Origin of the sequence: Phascolarctobacterium succinatutens YIT 12067 (genome assembly GCF_000188175.1) — a bacterium.
GTDB classification, from domain to species: domain Bacteria; phylum Bacillota; class Negativicutes; order Acidaminococcales; family Acidaminococcaceae; genus Phascolarctobacterium_A; species Phascolarctobacterium_A succinatutens.
The window spans coordinates 23,757-24,736 of sequence record NZ_GL830900.1 but is presented as its reverse complement, the minus strand read 5'-3'; the positions used below and the strand labels follow the sequence as shown (position 1 = coordinate 24,736).

The 980-nt window shown below is 34.6% G+C and carries 2 protein-coding genes; both read left to right on the top strand.

The genetic code is table 11. The features are described 5' to 3' along the window. The first annotated feature begins 135 nt into the window (after positions 1-135). Positions 136-402, top strand: coding sequence for a hypothetical protein (locus HMPREF9443_RS06625; RefSeq protein WP_009145787.1), 267 nt, complete (start codon positions 136-138; stop codon positions 400-402). Positions 403-568: 166 nt separating this feature from the next. Further along, positions 569-646 carry a putative holin-like toxin gene (locus HMPREF9443_RS11205; protein WP_366939773.1) on the top strand — a complete coding sequence of 26 codons (78 nt, stop codon included), beginning with the start codon at positions 569-571 and terminating at the stop codon, positions 644-646. Positions 647-980 lie beyond the last annotated feature (334 nt).

The following is a 980-nucleotide window of genomic DNA, read 5'->3' as shown; positions in this document are numbered from 1 at the left end:
TAAATAATGAAACATTCAAAAGAATAAAAATGCAGATTCTTTACAAAACGATTTCTATGAAAAAACATTTGCTTTTAACGCAACAAAATAATATAATGTAGCTAACTTCACCATAAGAACAAAGGAGTGCAGCAAATGGTATGGTTTAGTTCAAACAAAAATCCTGAAACAGATTATGATTCTATTGTTACAACAACCGGCGACTTAAAAGAAGAATATTCTATTATGGGAATCATTTTCTCAGATGGTTCTTTAGGAGACAGTACGCAAGATTGGGAAGTTGAACTCATTAAACTGAAAACCAAGGCTTTAGCAATGAAAGGTCATGCTATGATTTACGTCAAAGCAATTAGCGACGGGAAATATAGTAGATTAATGGGTACAGTAGTACAATTCATTTGATATAAAAGAGGCTGGGATAGAATCTGGTATCTTTGTTTTTAAATATGCTTAAAATAAAAAACACACCTTTTTAGGTGTATTCTCAAAAATTAAGTATTATGTTATAATACATTTTGAGACAACTGGTAGTCGGTTTTCTTACTCCCTAGCGAGTGGGGGTGATGTTATGACTGTTTTCGAAGCGTTATCTCTGATGATTGCTTTCGCAACTCTGGTCGTGCTGATCCTTACGTATCGTAAGTAATTACGGCATGAAAAAAACCGCCTAGCGGTAAGACGGTTTCTTTCTAACTTTTAAACAATGAGGAGAACCGGCTTTCCACAACCAGTTGTCTCTTTATGTTTATTATACGTTTTATCTTGTTTTTTGTCAAACCTGAAGGGGTTGCGGAGAGTGTTTTGGATTTTACTGTGGTTTAATGGCAACCTTAATCCCAAAAATAAAACACATACCCTAAGAAACCTGCTAATATTTTAGGCAATTTGCTTACTCTCCTTTGCCATTTCCCACATAAGTAAAAGATTATCCGCTGCAAAACTCTCAATCCAATAAATCTCGTCCTCACTAAAGCCAAAAG

Coding starts and splice junctions, on each gene's coding strand:
- HMPREF9443_RS06625 (WP_009145787.1), top strand. CDS start 136: ATGGTATGGTTTAGTTCAAACAAAAATCCTGAAACAGATTATGATTCT.
- HMPREF9443_RS11205 (WP_366939773.1), top strand. CDS start 569: ATGACTGTTTTCGAAGCGTTATCTCTGATGATTGCTTTCGCAACTCTG.